This is a genomic window from Burkholderia sp. Tr-20390 (genome assembly GCF_017104595.1).
In the GTDB taxonomy this organism is placed as follows: Bacteria; Pseudomonadota; Gammaproteobacteria; order Burkholderiales; family Burkholderiaceae; genus Burkholderia.
Map to the genome: position 1 here is coordinate 1 of NZ_JAAGPC010000018.1, position 23,313 is coordinate 23,313.

General features: G+C 67.8%; 19 protein-coding genes and 2 pseudogenes. 7 read left to right on the forward strand and 14 right to left on the reverse strand.

Going from position 1 to position 23,313, the window contains the following annotated elements; translation table 11 throughout:
- The 6 genes and pseudogenes from G3N98_RS08015 to G3N98_RS08040 form a co-directional block, all read right to left on the reverse strand.
- Window positions 1-217 (reverse strand): annotated as a pseudogene (locus G3N98_RS08015) (iron ABC transporter permease); the annotation flags it as partial.
- The gene (locus G3N98_RS08020) at window positions 214-1,218 is read right to left on the reverse strand and encodes an ABC transporter substrate-binding protein (RefSeq protein ID WP_206147858.1); all 1,005 of its coding nucleotides are present in this window, start codon (window positions 1,216-1,218) and stop codon (window positions 214-216) included. The gene G3N98_RS08020 and the pseudogene G3N98_RS08015, both read right to left, overlap by 4 nt.
- On the reverse strand, window positions 1,215-2,012 hold the full coding sequence (locus G3N98_RS08025) for an ABC transporter ATP-binding protein (RefSeq protein ID WP_089472562.1): 798 nt from the start codon (window positions 2,010-2,012) through the stop codon (window positions 1,215-1,217). The genes G3N98_RS08020 and G3N98_RS08025 overlap by 4 nt, the downstream gene beginning before the upstream one ends.
- Complete coding sequence (locus G3N98_RS08030) at window positions 2,012-4,102, reverse strand: TonB-dependent receptor (protein WP_206147889.1); 2,091 nt, start codon at window positions 4,100-4,102, stop codon at window positions 2,012-2,014. Before G3N98_RS08030 ends, G3N98_RS08025 begins: the two co-directional genes overlap by 1 nt.
- Window positions 4,103-4,376: 274 nt before the next feature.
- Window positions 4,377-4,535, reverse strand: a pseudogene (locus G3N98_RS08035) (transporter); the annotation flags it as partial.
- 24 nt (window positions 4,536-4,559) lie between these two features.
- Window positions 4,560-5,483, reverse strand: coding sequence for a LysR family transcriptional regulator (locus G3N98_RS08040; protein WP_206147859.1), 924 nt, complete (start codon window positions 5,481-5,483; stop codon window positions 4,560-4,562).
- Window positions 5,484-5,601: 118 nt separating this feature from the next.
- Here G3N98_RS08040 and G3N98_RS08045 point away from each other — a divergent pair, with 118 nt between their 5' ends.
- Genes G3N98_RS08045 through G3N98_RS08055 form a run of 3 tightly spaced genes read left to right on the forward strand, consistent with a single transcriptional unit; the run spans window position 5,602 to window position 7,857 of the window.
- A complete protein-coding gene (locus G3N98_RS08045; RefSeq protein ID WP_206147860.1) occupies window positions 5,602-6,483 on the forward strand; it encodes an intradiol ring-cleavage dioxygenase in 882 nt (293 codons plus the stop codon).
- A complete protein-coding gene (locus G3N98_RS08050) occupies window positions 6,480-6,782 on the forward strand; it encodes a Dabb family protein (protein ID WP_206147861.1) in 303 nt (100 codons plus the stop codon). The genes G3N98_RS08045 and G3N98_RS08050 overlap by 4 nt, the downstream gene beginning before the upstream one ends.
- Before the next feature lie 7 nt (window positions 6,783-6,789).
- The gene (locus G3N98_RS08055) at window positions 6,790-7,857 is read left to right on the forward strand and encodes a maleylacetate reductase (RefSeq protein WP_206147862.1); all 1,068 of its coding nucleotides are present in this window, start codon (window positions 6,790-6,792) and stop codon (window positions 7,855-7,857) included.
- Between the two features lie 236 nt (window positions 7,858-8,093).
- Here the strand turns inward: G3N98_RS08055 and G3N98_RS08060 are convergent, their stop codons facing one another.
- Both G3N98_RS08060 and G3N98_RS08065 read right to left on the reverse strand, forming a co-directional pair.
- Complete coding sequence (locus tag G3N98_RS08060; RefSeq protein WP_089472552.1) at window positions 8,094-8,534, reverse strand: nuclear transport factor 2 family protein; 441 nt, start codon at window positions 8,532-8,534, stop codon at window positions 8,094-8,096.
- A gap of 43 nt (window positions 8,535-8,577) precedes the next feature.
- Window positions 8,578-10,602, reverse strand: coding sequence for an NADPH-dependent 2,4-dienoyl-CoA reductase (locus tag G3N98_RS08065; RefSeq protein WP_206147863.1), 2,025 nt, complete (start codon window positions 10,600-10,602; stop codon window positions 8,578-8,580).
- A gap of 151 nt (window positions 10,603-10,753) precedes the next feature.
- Here G3N98_RS08065 and G3N98_RS08070 point away from each other — a divergent pair, with 151 nt between their 5' ends.
- On the forward strand, window positions 10,754-11,290 hold the full coding sequence (locus G3N98_RS08070; protein WP_174975641.1) for a PadR family transcriptional regulator: 537 nt from the start codon (window positions 10,754-10,756) through the stop codon (window positions 11,288-11,290).
- 30 nt (window positions 11,291-11,320) lie between these two features.
- Window positions 11,321-11,965 (forward strand): SGNH/GDSL hydrolase family protein, encoded by a 645-nt coding sequence (locus G3N98_RS08075; RefSeq protein ID WP_206147864.1) that lies wholly within the window; start codon window positions 11,321-11,323, stop codon window positions 11,963-11,965.
- 70 nt (window positions 11,966-12,035) lie between these two features.
- Here the strand turns inward: G3N98_RS08075 and G3N98_RS08080 are convergent, their stop codons facing one another.
- The 6 genes from G3N98_RS08080 to wecB all read right to left on the reverse strand — a co-directional run bounded on the left by G3N98_RS08080 (window position 12,036) and on the right by wecB (window position 20,857).
- Entirely contained in the window at window positions 12,036-13,016 is a 981-nt protein-coding gene (locus G3N98_RS08080; protein WP_206147865.1) for an NADPH:quinone oxidoreductase family protein, read from the reverse strand.
- A gap of 148 nt (window positions 13,017-13,164) precedes the next feature.
- A complete protein-coding gene (locus G3N98_RS08085) occupies window positions 13,165-14,994 on the reverse strand; it encodes an acyl-CoA dehydrogenase (protein ID WP_206147866.1) in 1,830 nt (609 codons plus the stop codon).
- A gap of 107 nt (window positions 14,995-15,101) precedes the next feature.
- Window positions 15,102-15,869 (reverse strand): class II aldolase/adducin family protein, encoded by a 768-nt coding sequence (locus G3N98_RS08090; RefSeq protein WP_206147867.1) that lies wholly within the window; start codon window positions 15,867-15,869, stop codon window positions 15,102-15,104.
- Window positions 15,870-15,941: 72 nt separating this feature from the next.
- Window positions 15,942-18,266 carry a xanthine dehydrogenase family protein molybdopterin-binding subunit gene (locus G3N98_RS08095; RefSeq protein WP_206147868.1) on the reverse strand — a complete coding sequence of 775 codons (2,325 nt, stop codon included), beginning with the start codon at window positions 18,264-18,266 and terminating at the stop codon, window positions 15,942-15,944.
- Window positions 18,263-18,724 carry a (2Fe-2S)-binding protein gene (locus G3N98_RS08100; protein ID WP_089472546.1) on the reverse strand — a complete coding sequence of 154 codons (462 nt, stop codon included), beginning with the start codon at window positions 18,722-18,724 and terminating at the stop codon, window positions 18,263-18,265. Before G3N98_RS08100 ends, G3N98_RS08095 begins: the two co-directional genes overlap by 4 nt.
- Before the next feature lie 915 nt (window positions 18,725-19,639).
- Window positions 19,640-20,857: a UDP-N-acetylglucosamine 2-epimerase (non-hydrolyzing) gene (gene wecB, locus G3N98_RS08105; RefSeq protein ID WP_089472545.1), complete on the reverse strand. Its 1,218-nt coding sequence runs from the start codon at window positions 20,855-20,857 to the stop codon at window positions 19,640-19,642.
- 694 nt (window positions 20,858-21,551) lie between these two features.
- On the opposite strand from wecB, the gene G3N98_RS08110 reads away from it, so the two are divergent.
- Together G3N98_RS08110 and G3N98_RS08115 are read left to right on the forward strand one after the other, a co-directional pair.
- Window positions 21,552-21,737 carry a hypothetical protein gene (locus G3N98_RS08110; RefSeq protein ID WP_144030238.1) on the forward strand — a complete coding sequence of 62 codons (186 nt, stop codon included), beginning with the start codon at window positions 21,552-21,554 and terminating at the stop codon, window positions 21,735-21,737.
- A gap of 439 nt (window positions 21,738-22,176) precedes the next feature.
- Entirely contained in the window at window positions 22,177-23,265 is a 1,089-nt protein-coding gene (locus G3N98_RS08115; RefSeq protein WP_206147869.1) for a hypothetical protein, read from the forward strand.
- Window positions 23,266-23,313: the final 48 nt, after the last annotated feature.

Consider the following 23,313-nt stretch of genomic DNA (forward strand, 5'->3'; position numbering starts at 1 on the left):
GCCAGACGATGCTGTCGTCGCCCGCCCCCGCCGCAACCGCGCCTGCCTCGCCGAACGCCGACACGATATGCGTGGCGACGATCCGCACCGCCGCCGGCATCGCGATCGGCGCCGGCCCGAACGCGGCCGACGCGACGATCGACACGATCAACAGCAGCGCCAGCGCCGGCAGCACCACGCGCATGGCGGGCCGCGATGCACGCACGTGCACGCTCATCGCGCCGGCCCGGCGAACGCGGCCGGATACAGCGCGCGCGCCAGCGTCTCGACGGCCGCGACGTTCTCGGGGCCGGGCGTCGCCGCATCGTACGGAATCACGATGAAGCGCCGGTCGCGGATCGCCGCCACGCGTGCGAGCGACGGCTGGCTCAGCAGGAACTGCTGCTTCTGCGCGGCCGTCACGGCCGAATAGTCGACGATCACGATCACCTGCGGATCGCGCGCGACCACGCTTTCCCAGCTCACCTGCGTCCAGCTACGCGGCAGGTCGGCCATCACGTTGCGCGCGCCGGCCGCCGCCAGCAGCGCGGTCGGCATCGCGAGCCCGCCGGCCGTCATCGGCTTGTCGGTGCCGCTGTCGTAGACGAACACGCGCAGCGGCTCCGGATGCCCGATCGTGCGCGACACCGCCGCGAGACGCGTGCGCATCGACGCGACGACCTGCGCGGCGCGCGCGTCGACGCCGAAGATTCGCCCGAGATTGTTCAGGTCGCGGAACACGTCGTCGAACGACGCGGCCGCCTGCTTCATCACGTGCGAACACGATTCGGTCAGCTCGTACGCACGGATGCCGAACGGCGCGAGCGTCGCGGGCGTCACCGGGCCGCCGACATGCATCCCGTAGTTCCAGCCCGCGAGATAGAAGTCGGCGCGCGCGGCCGCCAGCACCTCGAGCGACGGATACTGGCTCGCCAGTTCGGGCACGCCGCGCAGCGCATCGCGCACGCGTGCGGTGCCCGTCTTCCAGCCGCCGATCCCGGTGTAGCCGACGAGCCGGTCCTTCAGGCCGAGCACGAGCATCATCTCGGTCAGGTTGACGTCGTTGCTCACCGCACGCGTCGGCGCGCGCGCGAACGTCACGTCGCGATCGCAGCTGCGCACGGTGACGGGATAGGCGCCCGCCTGGGCGGCCGCGCAGCCGAGCACGGTCGCGGCAAGCAGCCGGCGAAATACAGGCGACAAAGCAGAGGACAAGACAGGAAACGGCATGGCGGTCATTCCGGATGAAGCGGCGTGATGCGCGGCCGGCCCGTGACGGGATGGCGATCGACGAGCGCGGCGACACCGAACACGTCGCGCAGCAACGCTTCGGTCAGCACGTCGGCCGGCACGCCCGACGCGACGACCCTGCCGTGCGCGAGCACGTGGAGCCGGTCGCAATACGCGGCCGCGAGATTGAGGTCGTGAATCGTGGCGAGCGTCGCGATGCCGAGGCGCCGCACGCGCGCGAGCAGTTCGAGCTGATGGCGCAGGTCGAGGTGGTTGGTCGGTTCGTCGAGCAGCAGCAGTTCGGGCTGCTGAGCGAGTGCGCGGGCCAGCAGCGCGCGCTGCTTCTCGCCGCCCGACAGCGATGCGAAGCGCTGCGCACGGCGCTCGACGAGGCCGACGTCGTGCAGCGCGGATTCGACGATCCGGCGATCGTCCGCCGTCTCCGCATCGAACGGCCGCTGGTGCGGCGTGCGCCCCATGCCGACCAGTTCGTCGACGGTCAGCCCGAAATCGTCCGGCGTCTCCTGCTGCAGCACCGCGATGCGCTGCGCAACCGCGCGCGGCCGCATGCGCCACACGTCCTGTGCATCGAGCGCGACACGGCCGGCATCGGGCCGCGCGTAACGGAACACGCAGCGCAGCAGGCTCGTCTTGCCGCTGCCATTCGGGCCGACCAGCCCGACGAACTCGCCGTCGGCCACGCTCAGCGTCACCGAATCGAGCACGGTGATCGCGCCGCCGGGAGACCAGCTCACGCGTTCGATGTCGAGCATGTGCGTCACGGGAGGTGCGCCGTGCCGCATCAGAAGCGCATCGTCGCGACGAGCTCCGCCGAGCGCGACGGGCCGAGCAGCCATTGCTCGCCGGCGTTCGACGTCGTCACCGCATACGTGCGGTTCGCGAGGTTGCGCAAGGTCAGCGCCAGCTCGGTGCGCGACGTCGGCTGCCAGCGCAGCGACGCGTCGAACACCGTGTACGACGGCACCTGCACGCGGTTCGCGTCGTCGCCGTAGGTCGCGCCGACGTAGCGCACGCCCGCGTTCGCCTGCCAGCGCTCGGCAAACGCCCAGCCGAGCCACAGGTTCGCCGTCTGCTGCGGCACGTTGGCCGGTGCATTGCCGGCACGCGACACCGTCGCGCTGCCGACCTTCTGGTTGAACGCGTCATAGCGCGCGCGCAGCAGCGCGACGTTCGCATCGACCGTCCAGCCGTGCGGCAGCCGCGCGCCGCCCGTCAGCTCGATGCCGCGCGACGATTGCCGGCCGACCTGCTGACGCAGCGCGGGATTGAACGGATCGGTGCTGAGCAGGTTGCGCTTCGTGATGTCGTACACGGCGACCGTCCAGTATGCGCGGCCGTCGAGCAGCGTCTGCTTGACGCCGGCTTCCCACTGCTCGCCGGTCGCGAGCCGGTAGCTCGCCAGCGACGCGGACAGCGTCACGAGCGAGCCGAGGCCCTCCGCGCCCGTCGTGTACTGCGCATACGCGCTGAGCGTCGGCGCGACCTCGAACACGAAGCCCGTGCGCCAGCCGACGTTCGCGAAACGCTTGTCGAAGCCGGCCCCGGTTGCCGCCTGCTCGCGGTTGAACGCGATGTGGTCGTAGCGCAAGCCGCTCACCCACGCGAGCCGCGGCAGCACTTCGAGCCGGTTCTCGGCGAACACCGCGGCCTGCCGCGCGCGCGTGCTGAACTGCGGCACCGTCGGGTCGGGGCTCGTGAACACGCCGGGGTCGAAGCCGTGCGCGGGCACCATCGATTCGCCGCCGTACGGCGAATTGTTGGTGCCGCTGAACGTGATCTGGCTGAATTCCGTGCCGACGACGAAGCGGTTCGCGCGGCCGAACAGCGTGCCGTCGAAGCGTGCGCTCAGCCGATCGCCGATCTGCCGCTGGTGGTGGCCGATGTCGAGATAGTCGCCGCGCGTGACGCGCCCCGTCGCGGCATCGAGCGCATACGATTCGGCGTTGCGCCAGTGGCGATTCGACGTCAGGTAGTAGAGCTGGTTGTCGATCGTCACGCCGGCCGTCGGCCGGTAGGTCGCCGACAAGCGCGTCCACTGGTCGTAATAGGAAATCGACGCGTCGGCGACGTTGTAGTTGTGCTTGCGCAGCGACGGATCGAGCACGCCGTTCGGCGCCGGCACGCCATAGTAGGTCGCCGGCATCTGGCGGCCGTAGTCGAAGTCGAGCGTCAGCGTGAGCGTCGGGCTCACGTCGAACTTCAGCGCGCCGCCGACGGCCGTCGTATGCGTATCGGCCCGCTCGGCGAGACCGTTCGCGCGCGCATCGCTTGCATGGAAGCGATACGACAGCCGCGAGCCGAGCGCGCCCGTCGTATCGAACGCGGCGCGCTTCGCACCATCCAGGCCGACCCCGACCTGCAGCGTCGTCTCGCGCGTGCGCTGCGGCCGCTTCGGCACCACGTTCACGACACCACCGATCGCCCCTTCGCCGTACAGCACCGACGCCGGGCCGCGCAGCACCTCGATGCGCTCGACCGACCACGTATCGAACGGGAACGTGATCGTGCCGGCGGCCGGCATCAGCCGTACGCCGTCGAGCAGCGTCATCACCGATTCCTGCCCGCTGAAACCGCGCACGCTCAATGCGGTGCCGCCGGTGCCGGGCGCCATCGCGCTGGAGAAACCCGCGGTGCGCGTCACCGCGTCGAGCACCGTGCGATCGCCGCGCGCGTCGATCGTGTCGGCCGTGACCGTCTCGACGCTCGCGGGCGTGTCGAGGCTCGCGAGCCCGAGCCGCGAGCCGGTTTCGAGCGGTTGCGTCAGCGGGTCGGCCGGTGCGGATGGCGCGCTGACGTTGATCGCCGGCAGCGCATGCCGTTCGTCCGGTGCGGGTGCGGCCGCTTCGGCAGCCAACGCGCCGGAGGTCGCCATCGCGCAGCCCAGCAGGGTCGTGCAGCCGCGGGCCGCGCGAACGCGCCAGGCGTCGCCGTTCCGGCGCGACGCGGCGTGGTGCCGCTCCCCGCGCGCCGGGGTGTGTCTGGTTTTCGTCACGTCGTATCGATCTTCGGAGGGTGGCGTCGCACGCGGCCGTGCCAGGCAGCCCGTCGGTGGCGCAAACCTCAGATGATACAATATATCAATTTGATTCATCAGGATTTCGTCAGGTTGTCCCGGCCGGGTGCGTGGCCGGGGCCGTACGCCGCGCCTACAACGGAAAACTGAACTGCACCCACAGCTTGTCGCCCTGCGGCCGGTTGCGCACCGCGAACTCGTGCTGGTACTTCACGACCACGCCCGACGCCGGCCCCCACATGACACGCAGCTGCGGGCCGATCGCGACCGATTGCCCGCGAAAGCCGTCCGACGCGACCTTGACGCCGGCCTGCGATCAACGGCCGACTTCCTTCCATTTGCGCGCGAGGCCGAGGCGTTCGACGCGCTCGATCAGGAACTCGGTGAACACGCGGATCTTCGCCGGCTGGTGACGGCGGCTCTGGTACGCGATGTTGACGGTGAGCGCCGGCAGTTGCCAGTCGGTGAGCACCGGCACCAGCTTCCCCGCGACGATGTCGTCGTGAATGATGTAGAGCGGCTGGATCAGGATGCCGAGCCCGGCAAGTGCCGCCGCGCGGATCACCTGCCCTTCGTTCGCATCGAGCACGCTCTTGATCGTGACCGACTGCTTCTTCGCGCCGTGGCGGAAATGCAGGACATACGGATCGTTCGCGAGGTTGTACACCAGCAGCCGGTGGTCGCACAGCGAATCGGGCGTCGCCGGCGCGCCGTGCTTCGCCAGATACCCGGGCGACGCGGCCAGCACGCGCCGCGTCTCGGCGAGCTTGCGCACGGTGATGCCCGAATCCGCTTCATGCTCGCGCGTGCGGATCGCCACGTCGATGCCGGCCTCGATGAAATCCGGATAGCGGTTCGCCGCGACGATCTGCACGTTCAGGTTCGGGTAGCGCCGATGAAACTCGGGCAACGCGGGCGCGATATAGATCGATGCGAACGATACCGACGCCGTCACGCGCAGCGTGCCGGCCGGATTGACGCTCGCTTCGTTGACCGCCGCATCGGCCTCCGACAGTTCCATCAGGATCGCGACACAACGCCGGTGGTATTCATGCCCGGCGTCGGTCAGCCACAGGCGCCGCGTGGTGCGCTCGACGAGCCGCGCCCCCAGCCGCTCCTCCAGCGCGTTCAGGCAGCGGCTCGCCGCCGCGCTCGACATCCCGAGCCGCTCGGCGGCCTTCGACAGGCTGCCCAGCTCGGCGACCTGCACGAAAAATTCGATCTGCGTCCACTTGTCCATGCGTTCGATTCTTCCACCTGGCGGAGAACAAAACTCCTCCAAACCCTCTTTTTTACGATCCGGGGAGGAATTAATGTTACGTCAACGCGCTATCCAACGACATCAGGAGACACCCCCTATGCGCAATCTCGACGAAGACACCATCACACAGGCCGTGATCGCATCGCTGGGCGGCTGTCGCGACGAGCGGTTGCGCACGGTGATGACCAGCCTCGTCCAGCACCTGCACTCGTTTGCACGGGAGACGAAGCTCACCGAGGCCGAATGGCAAGCCGCGATCGGCTTCCTGACGGCCGTGGGCCACATCACCGACGACAAGCGCCAGGAGTTCATCCTGCTGTCCGACGTGCTCGGGCTGTCGACCCTCGTCACCGCGCAGAATCACGCGAAGCCGGCCGGCTGCACGGAGGCGACCGTGTTCGGTCCGTTCTACGTCGAAGGCAGCCGCGATTTCGGGATGTTCGACGACATCGCGAACGGCGCCTGCGGCGAGCCGTGCTTCGTGTCGGGCCACGTGCGCGGCATCGACGGCCTGCCGATCGCGCACGCGTCGCTGGAAGTCTGGCAAGCCGACGAGGACGGCCACTACGACGTGCAGCTTCCGGCCGACGACGGCTCGGTCACGCACCGCGCGCGCGGCCGGCTGCGCACCGATGCCGACGGCCGCTACGCATTCCGCTCGATCCTCGCCGAGCCGTATCCGATTCCGCACGACGGCCCCGTCGGCGCGATGCTCGACGCGCTCGGCCGTCATCCGTGGCGGCCCGCGCACCTGCACTTCATGATCGAGGCGCGCGGCTACGAAACGCTGATCACGCACGTGTTCCGCGACGGCGACCGCTATCTCGACTCCGACGCGGTGTTCGGCGTACGGTCGACGCTCGTCGCCGACTGGGTCCGGCACGCGCCCGGCAGCGCGCCGGACGGCTCGCGCATGGACACGCCGTTCTACACGCTCGATTACGACTTCGTGCTCAATCCCGCGGAGCGCGCCGCATGATCCGCCACGTCGTGATGTGGAACGTCGCCGGCGCGACCGAACCCGAACGCGCGATGGCACGCACCACCGTCAAGACCGCCTTCGAAAGCCTGCGCGGCCGGATTCCGGGCATGACGCACCTCGAAGTCGGCGCGGATTTCAGCGCGGCCGACTACGCGTGCGACCTGATTCTCGTCGCCGATTTCGAATCGCGCGAAGCACTCGACGCATACGCGACGCATCCCGAACACGCACGGGTACGCAACGCACTGACGGGCCTGCGCATCGCGCGCCATCAGGTCGACTACGCAATGGAGTAACGACGCCATGAACTTCATCTACCAGGCCCGTCCCGCCCGCGTGATCTTCGGCGCAGGCAGCCTCGAGCATCTCGAACGCGAAGTGCTGGAACTGGGCGCGCAACGCGCGATCGTGCTCTGCACGCCGGAACAGCGCGATCTCGCGCAACGCCTCGTCGAGCGGCTCGGTGCGCGCGCGGCCGGGCTGTACGATCGCGCGACGATGCACGTGCCGATCGAGATTGCCCGCGATGCGCAGGCGTTCGCCAGGTCGCTCGATGCGGATTGCGCGATCGCGATCGGCGGCGGTTCGACGATCGGCCTCGGCAAGGCGATCGCGCTCGAAAGCAGCCTGCCGATCCTCGCGATACCGACGACGTACGCCGGCAGCGAGATGACGCCGATCTACGGCCTGACCGAAGGCGGCCTCAAGCGCACGGGCTCGGACGCTCGCGTGTTGCCGAAGACGGTGATCTACGATCCCGCGCTCACCGTCACGCTGCCCGTCGAGCTGTCGGTGACGAGCGGCCTCAACGCGATCGCGCACGCGGCGGAAGGCCTCTACGCGAACAACGCGAATCCGGTGATGAACCTCGTGGCCGAAGAAGGCATTCGCGCGCTCGCGCGCGGCCTGCCCGGCGTGCGGCGCGACCCTGCCGATCTCGACGCGCGCAGCGACGCGCTCTATGGCGCGTGGCTGTGCGGCATGGTGCTCGGCAACGTCGGCATGGCGCTGCACCACAAGCTCTGTCACACGCTCGGCGGCAGCTTCAACCTGCCGCACGCGCCGACCCACACGGTCGTGCTGCCGCATGCGCTCGCGTACAACGCCGCGCACGCGCCGGAAGCAATGCAGCGGATCGCCCGCGCGATCGGCACGAACGACGCCGCACGCGGCCTCTACGCACTGGCGCTCGACAACGGCGCGCCGGTCTCGTTGAGGGCGATCGGCATGCAGGAAGCCGACCTCGATCGCGCCGCCGATCTCGCGGCCGCCAATCCGTACTGGAACCCGCGCCCGATCGAACGCGACGGCCTGCGCGCGCTGCTGCAGGACGCCTTCGACGGCAACCTGCCCGGTACGACCGCGCGCTGAGCCGACCACTGTGACGCCGCCGTCGTCGGCTACGGCCCGAGCGGCCTCGTCGCTGCATCGATGCCGGGCCGCGGCGTGACTGCAGGCCGCGCTGGTCGACTTCCTCGCGAGCGGCGCATACGACGCACACTTGCGCCGCATCCGGCGCGTGGTCGAGGAGAATCTGGCACAAGTGACGTGCACGATCGACTCGCGCGCCAAGCGCGCGACTTCCGCCGCACCGCAATCACCCCGAGTCAACCGCCGAGCTTGAACGACGGCAACTGCTGCGCGAGCCGCGCGCCCATTTCGGCACCGAGTGCCTGCAGCGCATTGAACGGCCGGATCATGACCTCGAACTCGACGATCCGCCCTTCGTCGTCGAAGCGGATCATGTCGATCCCCTTCAGCGCCTTGTCGCCGATGGCCGCACTGAACTCCAGCACCACGCTCTTGCCGTCGTCGGTGACGAACTGGCGGTGATAGGTGAAATCCTCGAGGATCGTGATCACCGTGCGCAACGCCAGCAATAGCGCGGGCGCCGGCCCGTACGGCTTGAACGCCATCGGCGAACGGAACACGGCGTCCGGATGGACGATCGACTCCAGTGCGCCAAAATCCTTGCGTTCGACCATCGCGTGCCACGTGTCGAGCGATTGCGCGACAGCGGGTTGAAGATGCAGCGGTGCGTTCGTCATCGAAGACTCCTGTATCGTCGGGCGGAAAAGAAACGTATCGGTCTCAAAGGGTCGCGGCCAGCGTCGTGCCCTGGTGAATCGCGCGCTTCGCGTCGAGCTCGGCCGCTTCGTACGCGCCGCCGATCACGTGCACCTTGCGCCCGGCGGCCTCCAGTTGCTCCGCCAGTTCGCGCAACGGCTCCTGCCCCGCGCAGATCACGACGTTGTCCACCGGCAGCGTCTGCTCGACGCCATCGATCGTCACGTGCAATCCTTCGTCGTCGATACGCCGGTAGGTCACCGCCGACGACATCCCGACCCCGCGCGCCTTCAGCGCCGTGCGGTGGATCCATCCGGTGGTCTTGCCGAGCCCGTCGCCGACCTTCGACGCCTTGCGCTGCAGCAGATGAATTTGCCGCGCCGCCGGCTCGGGGTGCGCACGACGCAGGCCGCCCGCGTTCGCATACGACGGGTCGACACCCCACTCGGCGAAAAAGCGGTCCGCGTCGACGTGCCCGGCGCCCGCACGATGCACGAGATATTCCGCGACGTCGAAGCCGATCCCGCCGGCGCCGACGATCGCAACGCTGCGTCCTACCGCCTTGCCGTCGCGCAGCACGTCGAGATAGCCGAGCGCCTTGGCGTGCCCGACACCGTCGATCGGCGGTGTGCGCGGCACGATGCCCGTCGCGATCACCACTTCGTCGAATTCGCGTTGCAGCAGCAACTCGGCGGTCGCGCGCGTGTTGAGGTGGAGCGCCACGCCGCGCAGTTCGAGCTGCCGGCGGAAATAGCGCAGCGTCTCGTTGAACTCTTCCTTGCCGGGCACCTTCTTCGCGATGTTGAACTGGCCACCGATCTCGGCGCCGGCTTCGTACAGCGTCACCGCATGCCCGCGTTCAGCCGCGGTGACCGCGAAGCCGAGGCCTGCCGGCCCGGCGCCGACCACGGCGATCCGCTTGCGCTGCTGCGCGGGGCGAATCACGAGCTCGGTTTCATGGCACGCACGCGGATTCACGAGGCACGACGTGATCCGGCCGCTGAACGTATGGTCGAGGCAGGCCTGGTTGCAGCCGATGCACGTGTTGATTTCGTCCGCGCGCCCTTCCCGTGCCTTGCGGACGAACTCGGCATCGGCGAGAAACGGCCGCGCCATCGACACCATGTCGCAATAGCCGTCGGCCAGCAGTTGCTCCGCGACGTCCGGCGTGTTGATCCGGTTGGTCGCGACGAGCGGGATGCCGACCTTGCCCATCAACTGCCGCGTGACCCACGCGTAAGCGGCGCGCGGCACCTTCGTCGCGATGGTCGGAATGCGCGCCTCGTGCCAGCCGATGCCCGTGTTGATGATCGTCGCCCCGGCCGCTTCGATCGCCTGGGCGAGCCGGATCACTTCGTCGAGCGTCGAGCCGCCTTCGACGAGATCGAGCATCGACAACCGGTAGATGATGATGAAGTTCGTGCCGACCCGCTCGCGCACGCGCCGCACGATCTCGACCGGGAAACGGATGCGGTTCTCGTAGGCGCCGCCCCATGCGTCGTCGCGATGGTTCGTGCGCGCGGCGATGAACTCGTTGATCAGATAGCCTTCGGACCCCATGATCTCGACGCCGTCGTAACCCGCCTGCTGCGCGAGCGCCGCGCATCGCACGAAATCGGCGATCGTCTCGTCGACTTCATCGCTCGTCAGCGCATGCGGCGTGAACGGGTTGATCGGCGCCTTCAGCGCGCTCGGCGCGGCGAGCGCCGGGTGATACGCGTAGCGCCCGAAATGCAGGATCTGCAGCGCGATCTTGCCGCCCTCCGCATGCACCGCGCGCGTCACGACACGATGACGCTCCGCTTCCGCTTCGGTCGTCAGCATCGCGCCGCCGGGCGCCGGACGGCCGCGCTCGTTCGGCGCGAATCCGCCCGTGACGATCAGGCCGGCCTCGCCGCGCGCACGCTCCGCATAGAACGCCGCCATCCGCTCGAAGCCGTTCGGCGCTTCCTCGAGGCCCACGTGCATCGACCCCATCAGCACGCGGTTCCTGAGCGACGTGAAGCCGAGCTCGAGCGGGGTCGTCAGATGCGGATAACGCGATGTCATGGGGTGTCTCCAATTTTTATGCAACAAGTTGCACAGATAGTAGTCGAGCGCTTTCGTTTATGCAACCCGTTGCATAAACGCCTCCGTCATCTTGTACTGTGGCCCCGATATGGCAAGATGCGGTTCATTCCGCGGCCTCCTCCGATCCGACATGTCCCTGCCCCACGCACTCCTCACCGCGCTTGCCGAACGCCCGGGTTCCGGCTCCGAACTCGCCGACCGTTTCGATCGCTCGATCGGTTATTTCTGGCAGGCGACGCACCAGCAGATCTATCGCGAGCTGGGGCGTCTCGAGGAAACGGGCTGGATCGAATCGCTGCCGGCCGAATCGGGGCGCGGCCGCAAGCGCGCGTACCGGATCCTGCCGGCCGGCAAGAAGGAGTTGCGGCGCTGGATCGCCGAACCGGAAGATCCGACGCCGCTGCGCGAAGCGTTGATGGTGCGCCTGCGCGCGGAAGCAGTGCTCGGCCCGGCCGGCCTCGAGGACGAAATCAGGCGGCGCATCGCGTTGCACCAGGAGAAGCTCGACCTGTATCTGCAGATCGAGGCACGCGATTTTTCGGAAAGCGCCGATTCGCGCACGAAGCGCCTTCAGCACCTGGTCCTGCAGGCCGGCATCGCGAACGAGCGGTTCTGGGTCGAATTCTCGCAGCACGCGCTCGACGTGCTGCGCTTGCCGAAAGACTGAACGACTGAACGACTGACGGAGGACATGACGATGACGCAGAAAACCGTGCTCTGCTACGGCGATTCGAACACGCACGGCACACGCCCGATGGCGCGTGCCGGCGTACTGGAGCGGTTCGCACGCGAAGAACGCTGGACCGGCGTGCTGGCGCAAACGCTCGGCGCGAGCTGGCGGGTCATCGAAGAAGGATTGCCCGCGCGGACGACCGTGCATGACGATCCGATCGAAGGCCGGCACAAGAACGGTTTGTCGTATCTGCGCGCGTGCGTCGAAAGTCACTTGCCCGTCGATGTCGTCGTGCTGATGCTCGGGACCAACGATCTGAAGACACGCTTCTCGGTCACGCCCGCCGACATCGCGACGTCGGTCGGCGTGCTGCTTGCCGAGATCGCCGCGTGCGGTGCCGGCCCGTCCGGTGCGTCACCGACGCTCGTGCTGATGGCGCCTGCGCCGATCGTCGAGGTCGGCTTCCTCGGCGAGATCTTCGCGGGCGGCGCAGCGAAGTCGCGGCAGCTCGCGAAGCGGTACGAACAGGTGGCAAGCGACGCCGGTGCGCACTTTCTCGATGCCGGCGCGATCATCGAGGTGAGCCCGGTGGATGGCGTTCACTTCGCGGCCGATCAGCATCGTGCGCTCGGGCAGCGGGTCGCCGCCCTTCTGCAGCAGATCGCGTAACGCGCGCGAGCGCCGAACCGCAGCCGCGCGGCGTGTGCCGGAACACGGCACGCCGCGCGCGGAAAGCCGGTCACGCGTCCGGCAGGATCACCACCTTGCCCTTCACCTGCCGGTTGGCCATCCGCGCGATCGCATCGGCCGCATCGGCCAGCGACACACGCTCGGTGATCGCGGGTCGTACCTTGCCGGCCGCGAACCATTCGGCCAGCAGGCGCATGTTCGCGACATGCTGCTTCGGATCGCGGCGCACCGCATCGCCCCAGAACACGCCCAGAATGTCGCGCTCCTTGAGCAGCGCCAGGTTCAGCGCGAGCTTCGGAATCTCGCCGGCCGCGAAACCGACCACGAGGAACCGGCCGCGCCACGCGGTCGCGCGCAACGCCGCTTCGCTGTAGGCACCGCCCACCGGATCGTAGACGACGTCCGCACCGCGCCCGCCGGTCAATTCGTCCACGCGGCGGCGCAGGTCTTCGGCCGCATAGTCGATCGTCTCGTCGGCGCCCGCTTCGCGGCACAGCGCCAGCTTGTCCGCGCTCGACGCCGCCGCGATCACGCGCGCGCCGAGTGCCTTCGCGATCTCGATCGCGGCGAGGCCAACGCCGCCCGCCGCGCCCAGCACGAGCAACGTCTCTCCTGCTTGCAGCCGCGCGCGCTGCTGCAACGCGTGCAGCGACGTGCCGTACGCCAGCACGAGCGCCGCGCCCTGCTCGAATGTCATGCCCGGCGGCAGCGCGGCAAGCTGGTGCACGTCGGCCACGCACTGCTGCGCAAAGCCGCCGTGCCCGGTGAACGCGACCACCGCATCCCCCGGCTGCCACGCGGTCACGCCCTCGCCCACCGCGTCGATCACGCCGGCAAATTCCGCGCCCGGCGAAAACGGCAGCGCCGGCTTCACCTGATACAACCCCTGGACGATCAGCGCGTCGGGGAAATTGAGCGACGCGGCCTTCACCCGAACCCGGACCTGGCCTGCGGCCGGCTCGGGAATCGCCACGTCCTCGATGCGCAAGCTGTCGATCGGGCCGAATGCGGTACACAACAGGGCTTTCATGTTCGTCTCTCTCCTTGTGCGGCGTGGCCGCGCATCGAGTCATCCCGCGGGGCGCGCCCGCATGGCCGGTTCACGACGAATCCGCAACGGCCGATGGAGTCGGCATCCGCGACATCGTCTGCATTCCGGAATGTCGGTGAAGCCATGATCAGAACCACGTGTCGCGCATGTCGAGCGTCGTCGTGTCGACGCTCGCGAGCAGATCGAGCTGCGCATCCACTTTCGGCAATTCCCAGTTGAAGAAATAGCGGGCCGCCGCACGCTTGCCGTCGTGGAAATCGCCGGCGTGCCCGTGCGCGGCGAGCGTCACGTCGAGCCACAGCCATGCCACGACAAGATGGCCGAACGCTTCCAGGTAGAGGCTCGCATTCGCGAGCCGCGCCTGCGGATCGCCGATCGCGCCGAGTTGCCGCGTGACGTCGACCAGCCGCGCCCAGCGCCGCGCCAGCGCATCGGCCCGCTCGCGCAGGTCGGCATCGAGCGTCCGCGCGCGTTCGACAGTCGCGCCGATTCGCGCATCGAGTGCGTGCAGCAACGCGCCATCGTCCTGTGCGACCTTGCGGCCCAGCAGGTCGAGCGCCTGGATGCCGTGCGTGCCTTCGTGGATCGGGTTGAGACGATTGTCGCGATAGAGCCGTTCGACCGCATAGTCGCGCGTGTAGCCATAGCCGCCGTGCACCTGGATCGCGAGGTCGTTCGCCGCGAGACACCACTGCGACGGCCAGCTTTTCGCGATCGGCGTCAGGATGTCGAGCAGGCGCGTGGATTGAGCGCGCACGTCCGCATCGTCGTGCGCGCGTGCTTCATCGACCAGTTTCGCGCAATACAGGATCAGCGCGAGACCGCCTTCGACATAGGCCTTCTGCGCGAGCAGCATGCGCCGCACGTCCGGATGGTCGACGATCGGCGCCTGCGGCGCGGCGGCATCCTTGCCTGCCGGCCCGAGCGGGCGCCCTTGTGGCCGGTTGCGCGCATAGTCGAGCGCGTGCAGGTAACCCGTGTAGCCGAGCGCCACCGCGCCCGCGCCGACACCGATGCGCGCCTCGTTCATCATGTGGAACATGTACGCGAGGCCGTGGTTCGGCTGGCCGACCAGATAGCCGATCGCGCCTGCGCGCCCTTCCGGGCGGTAGCGCGTGCCTTCGCCGAAGTTCAGCAGGCAGTTGGTGGTGCCGCGGTAACCCATCTTGTGGTTCAGCCCCGCGAGCACCACGTCGTTGTGCTCGCCCTGCGCCGCGCCGTCGCCGCCCGGCAGGTACTTGGGCACGATGAACAGCGAGATGCCGCGCGTGCCGGGCAGCAGCCGGCCGTGTTCGTCGGGAATCTTCGCGAGCACGAGGTGGACGATGTTCTCCGTCAACTCGTGTTCGCCACCCGAGATCCACATCTTGTTGCCGGTCAGCCGGTAGCGCGGGCCGAGCGGCGAGTCGCCCTCGAAATCCGCGCGCGTCGCGATGTCGGACAGCGACGAACCGGCCTGCGGCTCGGACAGGCACATGGTGCCGAGATAGCGCCCTTCCAGCTCCGGGCGCGCAAATGCGTCGATCTGCGCGGGGCTGCCATGCGCGACGAGCAGGTTCGCGTTGGCGGCGGTCAGGAACGGATAGGCGGACGTGGCGATGTTCGCGGCCTGGAAGAACAGGAACGATGCGGCTTCGACCAGCTTCGGCAAGCGCATGCCGCCGAGCGCTTCGTCGTGGCCCGCGGCAATCAGCCCGGCATCCGCGAACGCGCGCACGGCCGGTTCGACGTCGGGGATCAGCGTCACGCGCTCGCCGTCGAACTGCGGTTCCTCGCGATCGCCACGCGCCGCATGCGGCGCGAACAGGTCTTCGGCGATCCGCTCGCTGGTGTCGAGCACCGCGTCGAACGTCTCGCGACTGTGCTCGGCGTAACGCGGCAGCGCGACGAGCGCTTGCGCGTCGAGCCAGTCATACAGCAGGAACGCGAGATCGCGTCGCGACATCAACAAGCTCATCGTGCTGCCTCCCGGGGCCGGCTTCGTCAGCCGAATGAAGGATTCCGTGACGGAAAGTGCTGGCAGGAATTTAGCACGGTCGTTCTAAAACGACAACGACGGATGCGCTAGTCCGCGTAACCGGGATTGCGCCGGTCGAGCCGGCGCAGCAAGCCGGGCCAGACGAGCGCCCCGGCGCCCATCCCGCGCGTCACGGCGGCGATCTGCTGCTTGATGCCGTCGAGAATCGGCCGGCCGATCGGCAACAGCGCCGAGCCGCCCGCCTGCGCACGGACCTGGATCATGCAGGCCGCTTCGAAGAAGTACATCGCGACGAACGCGTCTGCCGGCGTCGCGCCGACGGTCAGCAGGCCGTGGTTGCGCAGCATCAGGTTCGTGTTGGCACCGAGGTCGTGCACGAGGCGCGCCTTCTCGCCCTCGTTGAGCGCAATGCCCTCGTAGTCGTAATACCCGAGCGACGCCAGCACGCCGAGCGACTGCTGCGACAGCGGCAACAAACCCCCTTCCTGCGCCGACACGGCGACACCGTTGATCGAATGCGTATGCATCACGCACAGCGCGTCGTCGCGGGCCGCATGCACCGCGCTGTGAATGGTGAAGCCGGCCGGGTTGATCTCGTAAGGTGATTCGGACACCTTGCGTCCGTCGAGATCGACCTTCACCAGCGACGATGCCGTGATCTCGTCGAACATCATCCCGTACGGGTTGATCAGGAAATGGTGCTCCGGGCCGGGCACGCGCGCGGAAATATGGGTGAACACGAGGTCGTCCCAGCCGAACAGCGCGGTGAGGCGGTAAGCCGCCGCCAGGTTGACTCGCGCGTCCCATTCGGTGGGGGAAACCGACTGCTTCACACTGACTTCGGAAGAGGCCACGTCACGCTCCTTGCTCAGGGGTCGATGTGCACCGGGCCGCACGATGCGGCCCGGCGTGGGGAATAGTGTGCGTCAACCCGCGTGCGGCTTCGCGAGCTGATCGGCAACCGGCAGGCTGCGGATGCGCGTGCCGGTCGCCGCGAAGATCGCATTGGTCAGCGCCGGCGCAACGGGCGGCAGGCCCGGCTCGCCCACGCCGCCGAGCGGCGTCGCAAAATCGTCCGGCGCGACGAGATGCACGCGGATTTCGCGCGGCGCCTCGTTCATGCGCAGCACCTGGAAGCCGTTGAAGTTGCTCTGCTCCGGATGGCCGTCCTTGAACGTGATCTCTCCGTGCAGCGCGATACCGAGCCCCATCACCACCGCGCCCTCGAGTTGCGAGCGTACCCGCTCCGGATTGACCTGCGGGCCGCAGTCGATCGCGATGTCGACTCGCGGCACCGTGATCTTGCCGTCGGCATCGACCTGCACCTCGCACACCACCGCCGTGTACGACACGAAGCTGCGATGCGCGGCGATCCCGAGCCCGTGCCCCTTCGGCAGCTTGCGCCCCCAGCCGGCGCCGCGCGCGACCGTCTCGACCACGCGCCGCAGCCGGCCGGTATCGATCGGATACAGCGCCGGATCCTCGCCGTAGTTCGTGTTCTTCACCGTGATGTGCGACTCGAAACGCCGCGCGGGCCCGATCAGTTCGAGCAGGAAATCCTTCGGGTCACGACCGGCCGCATGCGCCAGCTCCGACACGAAGCTCTGGATGCCGAACGCATGCGGGATGTTGTAGACCGAGCGGAACCAGCCGATCCGCGTGTGCGCTTGCGCGGCCGGATTCTCGATCCGCACGTTCGGAATCGCGAACGGCAGGTCCGCGATCCCCTGCGCGAGCTCGCCCGGCTGCTCATGCACGACACCGGCCCTGAACGTCGACTGGATCGACGGCGCGACCGTGCGATGCTGCCACGCGACCACCTTCCCCGACGCATCGATCCCGCCGTCGAACGCCTCGAGCGACACCGCGTGGAAATAGTCGTGCGCGATGTCGTCCTCGCGCGTGAACGTCAGCTTGACGGGTGCGCCGACCGCCTTCGACAGCAGCGCCGCCTCCACCACGTAGTCGGGCTTCGACTTGCGGCCGAAACCGCCGCCGAGCAGCGTCACGTTGACCGTCACGCGCTCCGTCGGCAACCCGAGCGCCTTCGCGACCTCGTCACGCGTGGTCTGCGGCGCCTGCGTGCAGGTCCACACTTCGCAGCGGCCGTCGGCCACGCGCGCGACGGCCGCGGGCGGCTCCATCGTCGCGTGCGCGAGATGCGGGATGTAGTACGTCGCGCGCACGCGCTTCGCGGCGCCGGCCAGCGCCGCCGCCGCATCGCCGTCGTTGCGGATCACGTCGCCCGGTTGCGCGGCAGCCGCTTCGAGCGTCTTGCGATATGCGGCGGAATCGTAGTTCGCGTTGGGCCCGTGCTTCCAGTCGATCTTCAGTTGCGCGCGCGCCTGGATCGCCGTCCACGTCTCGCGCGCGACGACGGCCACGCCGCCGAGCGGCTGGAAACCGGACGGCAGCGGTGTTGGCGCAAGTTGCACGACCTTGACGACACCCGGCAGCTTCTCCGCCGCCGATGCATCGAACGACGCGACCGTGTCTCCATAGGCCGGCGGTCGCGCGACGACCGCATACAGCATCCCGTCGAGCCGCGTGTCGATCCCGTAGTGCGCGCGGCCGCCGACGATGTCGCGCCCGTCGATCAGCGCCGTTTCGCCCTTGCCGATATAGCGGAATTCGGCCGGCGCCTTCAGCGCCACCGTGGCCGGATCCGGCGCCGACAACGCGGCCGCCTTCGCCGCCAGTTCGCCAAAGCCGAGCTTGCGGCCGCTTTTCGTGTCGACGACCTCATGCACCGTCGCCTTGACCTGACGCGCATCGACGCCCCATGCCGCGGCTGCCGCCTGTTCGAGCATCGTGCGCGCGGCCGCACCCGCGCGACGCAGTGCGGCGAAGCTCTGGCGCAGGCTGCGCGATCCGTCGGTGTTCTGGTTGCCGTAGCGCGGTTCGTCGCCCACGGCCTGCGCGACCTTCACGCGCGCCCAGTCGGCGCCCAGTTCGTCCGCCACGACGAGCGCGACGCTCGTGCGCACGCCCTGCCCCATCTCGGAGCGGATGCAGGTCACGGTGACCGTGCCGTCCGGCGCGATCGCGACGAACAGGTGCGGATCGTCGCGCAACCCGTGCGGCATCCCGGCGCCGCCATACTGCGGATTCGCGCTGACGGGTGGCTGCACCGGTGTCGCCGCACGGACGAGCGACGGCACGCCGAACGCGAGCAGCAGCCCGCCGGATGCGAAGCCGAGCAGCCATGCGCGACGGCTTTCGTTATGGACGGAGAGTTCGGGCGCGCTCATGCGGCACCTCCGCGGCGTACGGCCAGGCGGATCGCCGCACGAATGCGCGTGTAGGTGCCGCAGCGGCAGATGTTGCCGGACATCGCATCGTCGATGTCGGCGTCGGTCGGATGGGGATTCGTCTTCAGCAGCGACGCGGCCTGCATGATCTGCCCGGACTGGCAGTAGCCGCACTGCGCGACGTTCAGTTCCTGCCAGGCCTGCTGCAGCGGATGATTGACGTCCGTCGACAGTCCCTCGATCGTCGTCACGCGCTTGCCGGAAGCGGCCGCGACCGGGGTGATGCACGAGCGGATCGCAACGCCGTCGAGGTGCACGGTGCATGCGCCGCACAGCGCCATGCCGCAGCCGAACTTGGTGCCGGTGTCGCCGAGGACATCGCGCAGATACCAGAGCAACGGCATGTCGGGATTGCCGTCGAAGTGCTGCTCGCTACCGTTGACGGTCAGCGTGATCATCGTTCACCTCCTGGTCGAGGCGCCCGCATCGCACCACGGGTGCCGGGTGGGGATTCGAACGGCGGCGGGTGCGTCCTGCTGCGCCGGCCCGATGCCGTCTTGTGGACTGCTCCGCCGGCAGGACCGGCGGTCAATGCGTGCTGATCGGTGCGGCTGGCTGGGGATGGCCATCGGGCATGCGAGCCGGATGGATAGCGGGCACGCACCAGCCCGGATTCTGCCCCATGCAAACCGTCACTCAGGCAACGCGATCATGTCGGAACTGCCAGAAATGGCGACTCGGATCGCAGCACTTGCGTGCCACGTCCGGCCCCCGGCGGCTTCGACATTGCCCGGGGAGCCAGAATCGTATGCGGAATCGCCCGGGCTCCAACTCTAACTGATGTGCGGCAGTTTTGCGTCGTCGGTGCATAACGGCACGGGCGAGAGACAAACCGGGAGATGTTGAAAGGGAATCGATGACGCATGACGTTTGTCATGCGAGTGGGACCGACTGACGCGCCTGTTCCGGCGAGCGATGAGGGGGGCAACGCTAGCGCGAGAACCCACGCGCCGACCGTTCGCAGCTGTGCTTCGTGATATCCGGACCACTTCCGCAACGGCCTTCTTGCGATCCCCGCCGCGACAGATCGTGATCGCAGCCAGCTTCAGGTCACCGTGCGAACCGAGCGCAATTTTCTCGATCACGCCGTCTTGGCGGATGAATCGTGAACGAAGCTCGCGTGCGCCACATGGCGCCGACGTCGAGCGCCAGTGCTTCAAGCCGATTGCACGACCTTCAATGGATTGCCGACGCAGGCCGGGAACGATGCCGCGCCGGGTGACCCGTACGATTCCCGACCTGCGTGGCCGCGATCGGCGCTCAAAGTGATTGCCGGGCACCCCGCTCATACGGCATGCGGGCACCCACCACGCTCACGGCGATCGCAACGCCTGCAACCCGAGCGTGAGTGCATTGAACGGCATCTCCGACGACCCCATCGAAAAGCTCGTCGCCTTCGTGGGTGCCCCCGGATTGCGCATCAGCGCGTGAACGATCCGCTCGCTCGCATGACCGTCGCCGTACGGATTGCTCGCGCGCGCCATCTCCCCGTACGCGCTGTCGCTATCGAACAACCGTGACGCCTCCCACACGATCCGTTCGTGATCGGTGCCGACGAGCCGCGCGGTGCCGGCCTGGATCGCCTCGGGCCGCTCCGTCGTCTCGCGCGTGACCAGCACCGGCTTGCCCAGCGCGGGCCCTTCCTCCTGAATACCGCCCGAATCGGTGATGATGAAATGCGCGCGCGACATCAGGAATACGAACGACAGATATTCCTGCGGCTCGATCAGGTAAATGTTCGGCAGGTGGCCGAGCCGTGCACGCGCCGGCTCCCGCACGTTCGGATTCATGTGCAGCGGATAGACGAACTGCGCGTCGGGATAACGGTTCGCGAGCGTGCACAGCGCATCGCAGAAATTCTGGAACGGCTCGCCGAAACTTTCGCGACGATGCCCGGTGATCAACACGACGCGCCGCGACGGTTCGAGAAACGGAAACTGTCCCGCAACCTTTTCCGACAACGCCGTGGTGTGATCGAGCATGCGCTTCACCTCGTGCAATGCATCGATCACGGTATTGCCGGTCAGCACGACCGCCCCACCCGGTACGCCCTCGCTGAGCAGGTTGTCGCGTGCTTGCCCGGTCGGTGCGAAATGCCACGACGACACTGCGTCGGTCACACGGCGGTTCAGCTCCTCCGGCCACGGCGACCAGATGTCACCACTACGCAAGCCGGCCTCCACGTGCCCGACCGGCAGATAGCGGTAGAACGCCGCGAGACTGACCGCGAGCGTGGTCGTCGTATCGCCGTGTACCAGCACGACGTCGGGACGCAATTCGTCGAACACGATGCCGATTGCCTGCAGAATGCCCGTCGTCACGTCGGTCAGTGTCTGACTTTGACGCATCACGTTGAGATCGTAGTCGGGCTTGATGTCGAACAGCGTCAGCACCTGATCGAGCATTTCGCGGTGCTGCGCGGTTACGCATACCCTGGCGTCGACACCGGCTTGTGCCTTCAACGCACGCACCAGCGGTGCCATCTTGATGGCCTCCGGCCGAGTCCCGAACACAAGCAAAATCTTTTTCATCGTTATCCTCGTTGAGCCATTTCGCGCTGAATGACCCTGCTCGTGGCGCGAAGCATGTATTCAGGCGGCGCCTCCCGTACTCGCACGCGGTCGACACGTTGCGGTGTCGCGGAGCGAGCGCGCCGCCCGGTTCGCGCGGTCCACGCCACGCGAATCCTCGTACTACCGGCGTCCTGTTGCGCTTGATCAGTCACGTCATGAGTCGTTCCTCGTTTGGCCAGGCCTCGGTTCTTCACGTCTTTTCCTCTACAGCAATATTCAAACCAGCCGCCCTGCGACCGTATCCGGTTCACGCTGCATGCACCGCGCACCTGCAGTGCGCGACGGAATGTTTCACAACTGCTACGCGTGTCGCCGCGCCAGTCAGGCGCGATACACGCAAACACCGGGGCAGTCGCACGGTCCCTTCGACGACGTCGTCCGACGAATCTCGAACGCATGTCGTGCGTCCGTTGCGCATCGAATCGCTCGCATCTGTCGAAGCGCGTTGCGCTTCCTTGATCCGCCACTTTTGTCTGTGCAGACGGCGGCAAGACCGATCGCCTGGTGGTGGTCATCCTCGATGGTTCAACCCGACACGCAACGTCATTCACGTCGCACGAATCGACGGGGCGGGAAATGTTGCGAATGTGTAACGCGGGTCCGGAACGGGGTCGTTGCATCGGAGTCCGGCCCATCTAACCCACGCGCGCTCATGAAGCACACCGGCACGCCAGCCGATGCACACGTCACGCACGACGCGATGCGCATCACCGCGCGGCATCGCACTGCCAAGGCGGCGCAGGTTCGGCAGACGATTCGCTCCACGCACGACACGTCCATGCCTCGACGCCGATCAAGTGCGGGCATTCGGCGGGTGCGCACGCTGATTCTTCGTTGAATCAAAAATCATCGCCGTCGTTCGCGCCAGACGCCCACCCTCCACCCCCGCCCCTTGCCGCGCGTGGCATCCCGGCCGATGGCTCACGCCTTGCTTAATGACGGACAGGTGTGCCCCGAAACACTCGCCCGGCAGCGGACGAACCGGGGCACCCAGGTAACGAAACAGGAGGGAAACGCGACGCGTCCGCGTGGAGCGAACGAGTGCTCCAGCGATCAGAACGTGCCGACGCGCCCCGTTGAAGTACGCGCGATCCACGAGCCTGGTTCCGGCTTCGAAGCCAGAAGCCGGCCCGTGAACGCAAACATCGGTACCAGCCTCGGGTTCACCCGCACTACGGTGTCCCGAGCCACAACGTCGACACGCACGCCAGGCGCGACGCGGCCAACGCCGCGCCCGGCGACGATTGCACAGGACCGCCGCGCAGGAGCCCAAGACCATGAACCGGCCCGCGCTTTGCCCGACCATACGCTCGCGCGTAGCGGCCACCGTTACACTGTGTCGCCTGTGGCACGTCGCCTGCTGTATCGCTGCGTGCGGCTTCACGCTGCACGCAAGCGCCGCCGAACTTCGCCTCGACGGGCTGTACCAACGCGCCGACGGTGCGATCACCGTGCGCCTGAACGGCGTCGGCATCGACCCGTATTTCGCGGCGAAGGCGCTGCTCGCCGCGTCCGACGCGCAACTCGATGCCCGTCAGGCGGCACTCGCGTGGATCGCATGGCTGCTGCCGCGCCAGCGCCCGGATGGCAGCTTCGATCGTTACTGCGTGAAGAATGGCCGCTACCGCGCATGCGCCGACGCGGAAACCGACGACGCGATGATCGCGACCTGGATCGAACTGCTCGCTCGCTTCGCGCCGCCCGACGGCTTGCCCGCCGCGTGGGAACTCAGCCTGAACCGCGCCGGTTTGCACCTGGACACGCTGCTCGACAAGGCCTCCGGCGTCTATCAGATCTCGTCGTCGCTACATGTCGCGTTGCTGATGGACAACGTCGAAATCCACAGCGCGTTCCAGGCACTCGCGGCGTACTACGTCCGACGCGCCGACTACACGCATGCGGGACCGTGGAGCCAGCGTGCCGACCAGCTGGCATCCGCGATCCTGAGAGTCTTCTGGCGCGGCAGCGGATCCGGGTTTCGTGCGAGCACGCAGCAGGTCAGCGATACGAGTTTTTATCCGGCGAAGATCGCGCAGATTCTCCCGCTCCTTTCCGGTATTCAGGTACCCGAACAATCCGGCGAGACGTTCTACGCGCAGTGGATTCGGAAGCACGGCAAGAGCTGGCCGCAACTCGCCAACACCGATTATCCGTGGAGCTTGATCGCGCTGGTTGCGCTCAAGATGAACGATTGGGGCACCGTCGCCTGCTGGCAAGCGCGATCGGCCCCATACCGGCACGGCGCGCACTGGAACGTACTGGAGGAGTCGCTTTATCTGGCATTCGAAAGCCGGATGGCCGCGCCCGTCATCCCCGCTCGATGCGGATTCACGACGGCAGCGGCAACGGCCACCGCATCGCGCTGACGCAACGGCGTGCGCGGTCCATGAGGACTAACAGGGAGGAGACGTGTC

Excerpts from the sequence above, each read along its gene's own strand:
- G3N98_RS08025 (WP_089472562.1), bottom strand. The coding sequence starts at position 2,012 with ATGCGGCACGGCGCACCTCCCGTGACGCACATGCTCGACATCGAACGC.
- G3N98_RS08080 (WP_206147865.1), bottom strand. The coding sequence starts at position 13,016 with ATGAAAGCCCTGTTGTGTACCGCATTCGGCCCGATCGACAGCTTGCGC.
- G3N98_RS08030 (WP_206147889.1), bottom strand. The coding sequence starts at position 4,102 with ATGGCGACCTCCGGCGCGTTGGCTGCCGAAGCGGCCGCACCCGCACCG.
- G3N98_RS08075 (WP_206147864.1), top strand. The coding sequence starts at position 11,321 with ATGACGCAGAAAACCGTGCTCTGCTACGGCGATTCGAACACGCACGGC.
- G3N98_RS08115 (WP_206147869.1), top strand. The coding sequence starts at position 22,177 with ATGAACCGGCCCGCGCTTTGCCCGACCATACGCTCGCGCGTAGCGGCC.
- G3N98_RS08065 (WP_206147863.1), bottom strand. The coding sequence starts at position 10,602 with ATGACATCGCGTTATCCGCATCTGACGACCCCGCTCGAGCTCGGCTTC.
- G3N98_RS08060 (WP_089472552.1), bottom strand. The coding sequence starts at position 8,534 with ATGACGAACGCACCGCTGCATCTTCAACCCGCTGTCGCGCAATCGCTC.
- G3N98_RS08085 (WP_206147866.1), bottom strand. The coding sequence starts at position 14,994 with ATGAGCTTGTTGATGTCGCGACGCGATCTCGCGTTCCTGCTGTATGAC.
- G3N98_RS08050 (WP_206147861.1), top strand. The coding sequence starts at position 6,480 with ATGATCCGCCACGTCGTGATGTGGAACGTCGCCGGCGCGACCGAACCC.
- G3N98_RS08095 (WP_206147868.1), bottom strand. The coding sequence starts at position 18,266 with ATGAGCGCGCCCGAACTCTCCGTCCATAACGAAAGCCGTCGCGCATGG.
- G3N98_RS08040 (WP_206147859.1), bottom strand. The coding sequence starts at position 5,483 with ATGGACAAGTGGACGCAGATCGAATTTTTCGTGCAGGTCGCCGAGCTG.
- wecB (WP_089472545.1), bottom strand. The coding sequence starts at position 20,857 with ATGAAAAAGATTTTGCTTGTGTTCGGGACTCGGCCGGAGGCCATCAAG.
- G3N98_RS08110 (WP_144030238.1), top strand. The coding sequence starts at position 21,552 with ATGAAGCACACCGGCACGCCAGCCGATGCACACGTCACGCACGACGCG.
- G3N98_RS08055 (WP_206147862.1), top strand. The coding sequence starts at position 6,790 with ATGAACTTCATCTACCAGGCCCGTCCCGCCCGCGTGATCTTCGGCGCA.
- G3N98_RS08020 (WP_206147858.1), bottom strand. The coding sequence starts at position 1,218 with ATGACCGCCATGCCGTTTCCTGTCTTGTCCTCTGCTTTGTCGCCTGTA.
- G3N98_RS08070 (WP_174975641.1), top strand. The coding sequence starts at position 10,754 with ATGTCCCTGCCCCACGCACTCCTCACCGCGCTTGCCGAACGCCCGGGT.
- G3N98_RS08045 (WP_206147860.1), top strand. The coding sequence starts at position 5,602 with ATGCGCAATCTCGACGAAGACACCATCACACAGGCCGTGATCGCATCG.
- G3N98_RS08100 (WP_089472546.1), bottom strand. The coding sequence starts at position 18,724 with ATGATCACGCTGACCGTCAACGGTAGCGAGCAGCACTTCGACGGCAAT.